Here is a 6,825-nt window from a genome sequence, read left to right as displayed (position 1 = left end):
ATCAATAACGTTACTCTAGAGGATGTAAAAAACAATTACAAAACCTATTTTGTGCCAGAGCGAGCTTACCTAGTTGTTGTTGGTGATGTTAAGACCAAAGAGGTTAAAAAAATGGTTGAAAAACTATTTGGGAAATGGGCAAAAGCTACTGCTCCAAAATTAACGTATCCAAATCCTGTTAATGTTGCTGCTACACAAATCAATTTTGTGGATATGCCAAACGCGGTACAATCAGAAATCACACTTTTAAATACTGTAAATTTAAAAGTTTCTGATCCTGACTATTTTCCAGTTATTTTAGCGAATCAAGTTTATGGTGGCGATTTCAATAGTTACTTAAACATGAATTTAAGAGAAAAACACGGTTGGACATATGGTGCTCGTTCAAGTGTAGGTTTTAACAAAAACGTTTACAGCGTATTTAGAGCAAACACTCAAGTGAGAAATGCCGTTACTGATAGCGCTGTAGTAGAAGCATTAAAAGAGTTGAAAAAAATTAGAATTGAAAAAGTTGATGTTGAAATGTTAAATGGTGTAAAAGCAGGATACATTGGTCGTTTTGTAATGCAGGTTGAAAAACCAGCTACCGTGGCTCGTTATGCTTTAAACATTCAAACCGAAGGTTTACCAGCTGATTTTTATGAAAACTATATCAAAAACATCAATGCGGTTACACCCGAAGATGTAATGAGAGTGGCTAATAAATATTTCTTAGCCGATAATTTAAGAATTTTGGTTGTTGGAAAAGCAACCGAAGTACTTTCAGGATTAGAAAGTTTAAAAATTCCTATCTCGTATTTTGATAAATTTGGAAATCCAACGGAAAAACCAGTAATGAAAAAACCAGTTCCTGCTGGAGTTACCGTAAAAACTGTTATGGATAATTATTTAACTGCTATTGGAGGAGAAAAAGCTGTAAAATCAGTAAAATCAATTTCTTATACTGGCTCAACTTCAATTCCTCAAATTCCTGCCCCGTTATCATACATTCAAAAAAATGAAGTTGCTGGAAAAATGATGGTAGAAATCAGTATGCCAGGAATGAGTTTGATGAAACAAGTAGTGAATGGAAATTCGGGATATATGACAACTCAAGGACAGAAAAAAGTTTTAGAAGGCGAAGAATTGGCAAAAATGAAAGAAGGAGCTGTGTTGTTTAGTGAAACTTCGTTAGCTACAAAAACAGGAGTTACTATTTCTGGAATTGAGCCAATGAATGGAAGCGATTGTTATGCGGTTGTTGACGGTACTAGTATTTATTATTATGATGTAAAATCAGGTTTGAAGACTGCTGAATCAACAATCCAAGAACAAGGTGGACAAAAGATGACTAGCGTTACAAGCTTCAATGATTACAGAGATGTAAAAGGTGTTAAAGTTCCATTTAACCAAATCATGAATGTAGGTTTTGAATTGGACATTAAAATGTCTGAAGTAAAAATTAACGAAGGCGTTTCTGATGCCGACTTTCAATAAATAAATATCAAATGCATTTTCAAAAGACTGTCAGCAATGGCAGTCTTTTTTTTACTTTTTACTCGAAAGATAAACGCCAATGAGAATAATAAAAGCACCTAAAAATTGAATTGGTGTAAGCATTTCACTATCCAACAATCCCCAAAAAAAAGCAACCACTGGAATTAAATAAGTTACCGAAGTTGCAAAAACTGGAGAGGAAATCTGTATCAATTTATAAAAAAGAATATTGGCTATTCCTGTACCAACTATACCTAAAACGGCTATAAAAAGTAGTGCATGTGATACTTTCTCCACCTGCATGATAGAGAAAAAATTAGTAAAACTCAAAATAAGTAATGCCGGAAACAACATCACTAGAAAATTGCCAGTTGTAATAGCAACCGGCTTAACATCTGATAAATATTTTTTTATGAAATTCACATTCATGGCATAACAAACAGAAGCTATTAGTATTAAAATTGTATAATAATAATTCTGATTTGGATTGTTAATTGCGCCATTAAAAATGAGCAATATTGTTCCAATCAAGCCGATAATTATACCAAAAATTTGAGTTCTTTTAAAATCCAATCCAAAAACCAATGCTCCAAGAATTAAGGTATTTAAAGGTGTCAATGAATTCAAAATAGAACTAACCGAACTCGTAATTTGTGTTTGAGCAATGGCAAAAAGATACGCAGGAATAAAAGTCCCAAATAAGGAAGTTAATGCTATGTATTTCCATTTACCTTGTGGAATTGCTGTCAAACTTTTAAATCCTATGATTAAAAGAAATAATGAACAAAAAATAATACGCAGTGATCCCAACTGGAATGGGTTTAACGCCACTAATCCTTTTTTTATTAATATGAATGAACTACCCCAAATCAGGGCAAGTACAATAAGTAGTGCCCATTTTAATTGCTGTGATTTCATAAGTAGGAATTTTAAGTTCAAATTTTGCAATTATTTTAGGAATAACAACTTCAATTGGAATTTTTTTTTGCATTTTTTATTTTGATTGAAAGTAAATGAGTATCAAGGTAAATCCAATTCTAAACTTGAATAGGATTATCAAACCATTTTTAGTTATATTTGGAGTTAGATATAGAAATTATTTAAATTAAAAGGAAGATATTTTAATCTTATATCAATTTCATTTACAATTGACAAAAAATAAATAATATGGTCATATGGAAAAACTTTAAAAAGTTAATCTTTTTACATCTTCTTTTTAACACGTTCTCATTTTATGCCCAAAGTCCAAAAATAGACAGTTTAAAAGGCATATCACGAAAAACTACCGTTGATTCTTCGTTGGTGAAACTCTACATCAATATCGGGATGGAATTTGAGAATATCAATGCAGATTCAAGTTTTACTTACTATAAAATGGCTTTAAAAAAAGCTGAAAAATGCAAATTCTTGTTTGGACAAGCAAATTCTAAAATTTTTTTATCTAAGTATTATATACTGCATTTAAATGATTATAAAACTGCTTATTCCTATACCATCGGTGCTAAAAATATATTAGAAAAGTTACTTTTAAAGGAGAAGTCAATAAAAAGAAAAAATATAATACAAGAAAAATTAATTGCAGTTTATGGTGGGATGAGCACTTATTATTCCAACATAGGAAAAAATGATGTCGCTGAGTATTACACTAGAAAATGTCTTAGTTATGCTAAAATTATAAAAAGTGAGGATCTTATTGCTAGATCATATTATAATTTAGGTTTAATTTCATTAATTACTAACGACTTTCCTTCCGCATTAAATTGGTTCTTACTATCATTAAAAATAAGAGAAAAAACAAATAAAAATAATTTGCACGAATTATGTATTGGAATTGGAGATATATATTTTAATTTAAAAAATTATCCCAAAGCAATAGAATACTACAGTAAAGTTTTTATGTTAAAAAATAAAAACTACGATGCCAGTGCCAGAAGCAATGTCTGTATAGGAAACGTTTATCTGCGACAAAATGAATTTATAAAAGCATTAGAGTTTTACACAAAAGCAGAAGTATTAGTTGGAAAATATCATTTGAAAAGATCACAAGTAATGCTATACAATTCATTAGGCCTCTATCATCAAACAATGGGTAATAATGATCTCGCTCTAAAATATTTTTTTGAATTGCTTACAATTGGAGAACAAACTCAAAAAAAAGAAGTTATTGCAATTACAAAGCTATCTATTGCTTCAATTTATGAGAAAGAGAATAACGACAAATTGGCCATTCAATTTGCTTCAAGTGCTTCTAAATTAGCAAAAGAAATTAGTCGATTTAACACCTATTGGGCATGTGAGGAATTACTGAGTATTTTGTATGAAAAGCAAAAACTGCCTCAATTGGCTCTACATCACTATAAAAAATTTATAACCACAAGGGACAGTATAGAAAATAAAGAGAATACTGAAAAAATTGTTAAAGCTCAGATGAACTATGAATTTGAGAAAAAAGAACTCATTGTAAAAGCTAAGCAAGACAAGGCAAGAGCTATTGCTTTGCAAGAATTAAACAGACAAAAATTGATTAAAAACAGCGTTGGTGGCTTTTCAATACTGATAATTATTATATCAATCATACTGGTTTATAATTACAAAAATAGAGCCAAAATTAGTAAAGCTTTAGCCCAAAAATCAGAGGAATTGTACCAACAAAAAGCAGTTGAGCTAATTAAAAACGAACAAGTAAAATCGATGCGCAATTACATCAAAGGCGAAGAAAATGAAAGAAATAGAATTGCATCAGAATTACACGATGGAATAGGAGGAACACTATCGGCAATCAAACTAAAATTGAGAAAAATTACCGAGAAAGATAAAAACCCACAAATAGAAAAAGTAATCGACAATGTGGATTTTTTATACAATGATGTTCGAGCTATATCCCACAATTTGATAAGTCCCCAACTCAAAGATTCTATATTTATTGAAGTTATCAATAATTTAGTCAATGAAATTAAGGATGCAACCAATTTCGAAATTAGTTTAGAATACTTAGAGGAAGATAAAATCAATCAATTATCCGAAGAAATTCAAGTAACGGTGTATAGAATGATTCAAGAATTGCTTAAGAATTCCGTTTCTCATTCCAATGGAACAAAAATAGAAATCAATGTAAACAAATTTGACCGAGAATTAAACTTGGTTGTTGAAGATAATGGAAATGGATTTGACACCTCAAAAAAAAGATTGGGTATCGGGTTGCGTAATTTAGAAACAAGAATAAAGGCATTAGGCGGAAAACTAATTATCGATTCGGTAATAGGAAGAGGTTCTGCTTTTAATATTACCATTCCTTGTTAGAAATACAAAATGACTAATAAAATAAATATCGCTATCGTTGATGATCATGCCCTTTTTCTAGAAGGGCTGTCATCCTTATTGAAAGATATAGAAAACTTAACTATTCTTATAACTGCCACGAGTGCAAAAGAATTATTAAATCAACCCAATTTATCTTCAGTAGATGTTTTAATTAGCGATATTAGTATGCCCGAAATGGACGGAATAGCACTTAGCCAGATTATAAAAAAACAGTTCCCAACCATTAAAATCCTCATTCTTTCGATGCACGAAGAAATTCAAATCATCAAATCTTTAATAAAAATAGGCGTTGATGGTTATCTATTTAAAAATTCGGATAAAGAAGTGTTAGTTAATGCCATAACAACTGTTGCTCAAGGAAATCCTTTTTTTAGTGAAACAATTCGAAACAAAATCATTTTTGCAAATGAAGATGAAGCCCAATCAAGTACTAAATCCATTTTACCAAAACTTTCTGAACGAGAAAAAGAAGTTTTAAATTTAATAGCCAAAGGATTAACCATCAACCAAATTGCTGAAGCGCTATTTATCAGCCACCACACCGTGGTAAGTCATAAGCAAAAACTATTTTATAAATTTAATGTCGATAAAATAACTACACTTATCAAAAAAGCAAACGATTTAGAATTTATCGATTGATTTTCTTCCATCCCTCTTTTATGGGATATTTTCAAAACCCTACAAAAAGGGGATGTTTTGTGCGTTAGTTAAAATTAACTTTGTTTTATAGAATTATTGGGTGTTAACCCTTTCTATTCAAAAAAATTAACTAACAACTAAAAAATCACATCATGAAACAAGTTCTACTCTTAACTTTTGGTCTTTTAATTAGCATTACTGGCTTTACACAAATAACCAATCCTGCGCCCTATTGTGAAGCCGGTTTTAAAAATGTCGCACCTTTTAACCTACCCGATAGACTTATTACAAATGTTAGTTTCGGTACTCTTGCGAATAATTCAGGTAATACGAGATGGCCAGGAGCTGCTTATGTTTTTTACAATAACCTTGCGATACCTAATATTGTTAAAGGAAATGGATTTACCACATTAACAGTAAATTATAATAACAACTCTACACATAGGGTTTTAGCGTTTATAGATTTCAATAGAGACAATGATTTTAATGATGTTGGTGAAAAAGTTATAGATGTGATTTTCCCATTTAATACAGGCACAACTGTTAATGTTACCATTCCAAGTACTGTAAGTAATGGGCAAACTAGGTTACGCGTTCTTGTCTATGAAGATGATATGTTTACGGGAATGAATGGTCCAAATGGTCCTGCACCATCTTGTACCAACGTTACTATTAATGGTACTCCAAATGTTTTAGCTGTGGGTGAAACAGAGGATTATATGATAAACATTGTTTCAAATCTATCTTTGGACGATTTCAATCAAGACCAGTTTTCTATCTATCCTAACCCTTCGCAAAATGTTGTAAATATTGAGTCTAAAAATAACTTAAACATTGAGTCTGTTAAAATATTTGACCTATTTGGAAAATTAATTGTTGAAAAAACTCAAAATACTTACCAAGTTTCTGTTGAAAATTTATCAAATGGTGTGTATATCATTGAGGTTGCAAGTGGAAATACTAGTTTTAAAAGTAAGTTTATAAAAAATTAATTTTTAAATATAAAAAATCATGAAAAAGAACCTATTTTTAATTGTTGCTGTCTTAACTTTTTTAAGCAGCTTTGCTCAAATAACAAATCCAGCACCTTATTGTGCTGGTACAAGCGTTCCTTTTTATTTTGACCCAATAATAAAATTTCAATTGGGCACTTTTTCTAATAGTACAGGTGGGTATTTGGGTGGACAAACCGGAAATTATAATTCTGGAACATCCAAATATGTCTACTTTAATAATTTTACCCCTATTTTGCTTCAAAAAGGAGTTAACATAACTACTTCTCTTGAAGTCATACAAGGTGATTGCGAAACAAAGTTCATTGAAGTTTACGTAGATTTAAACCAAAACAATTCTTTTGAAATTACCGAAAAAGTGGGCTTTGTTCCCTCT

The 6,825-nt window shown here is 30.7% G+C and carries 6 protein-coding genes; 5 read left to right on the top strand and 1 reads right to left on the bottom strand.

Translation table 11 applies throughout. The features are described 5' to 3' along the window. A partial coding sequence (locus tag ACK5ON_RS02420) for a M16 family metallopeptidase (protein WP_409819537.1) occupies positions 1-1,476 on the top strand: 1,476 nt, incomplete at its 5' end. 51 nt (positions 1,477-1,527) lie between these two features. Here the strand turns inward: ACK5ON_RS02420 and ACK5ON_RS02415 are convergent. Then, positions 1,528-2,394: a DMT family transporter gene (locus tag ACK5ON_RS02415; protein WP_409819535.1), complete on the bottom strand. Its 867-nt coding sequence runs from the start codon at positions 2,392-2,394 to the stop codon at positions 1,528-1,530. A 249-nt stretch (positions 2,395-2,643) separates the two neighbouring features. On the opposite strand from ACK5ON_RS02415, the gene ACK5ON_RS02410 reads away from it, so the two are divergent. The 4 genes from ACK5ON_RS02410 to ACK5ON_RS02395 all read left to right on the top strand — a co-directional run. Then, the gene (locus tag ACK5ON_RS02410; protein ID WP_409819533.1) at positions 2,644-4,776 is read left to right on the top strand and encodes an ATP-binding protein; all 2,133 of its coding nucleotides are present in this window, start codon (positions 2,644-2,646) and stop codon (positions 4,774-4,776) included. A 9-nt stretch (positions 4,777-4,785) separates the two neighbouring features. Then, entirely contained in the window at positions 4,786-5,436 is a 651-nt protein-coding gene (locus tag ACK5ON_RS02405) for a response regulator (protein WP_409819531.1), read from the top strand. 152 nt (positions 5,437-5,588) lie between these two features. After that, positions 5,589-6,428: a T9SS type A sorting domain-containing protein gene (locus ACK5ON_RS02400; protein ID WP_409819529.1), complete on the top strand. Its 840-nt coding sequence runs from the start codon at positions 5,589-5,591 to the stop codon at positions 6,426-6,428. Positions 6,429-6,447: 19 nt separating this feature from the next. Then, on the top strand, positions 6,448-6,825 hold a 378-nt coding region (locus ACK5ON_RS02395; protein WP_409819527.1), incomplete at its 3' end, for a hypothetical protein.

It is taken from the genome of Flavobacterium sp., assembly GCF_046317795.1.
In the GTDB taxonomy this organism is placed as follows: Bacteria; Bacteroidota; Bacteroidia; order Flavobacteriales; family Flavobacteriaceae; genus Flavobacterium.
Note: the sequence above shows the minus strand (reverse complement) of the source record. Positions and strands in the feature narration are given on the sequence as shown.

Bases quoted from the DNA above. Each gene is read 5' to 3' on its own strand.
- ACK5ON_RS02405 (WP_409819531.1), top strand. From the start codon at position 4,786: ATGACTAATAAAATAAATATCGCTATCGTTGATGATCATGCCCTTTTT.
- ACK5ON_RS02415 (WP_409819535.1), bottom strand. From the start codon at position 2,394: ATGAAATCACAGCAATTAAAATGGGCACTACTTATTGTACTTGCCCTG.
- ACK5ON_RS02400 (WP_409819529.1), top strand. From the start codon at position 5,589: ATGAAACAAGTTCTACTCTTAACTTTTGGTCTTTTAATTAGCATTACT.
- ACK5ON_RS02410 (WP_409819533.1), top strand. From the start codon at position 2,644: ATGGTCATATGGAAAAACTTTAAAAAGTTAATCTTTTTACATCTTCTT.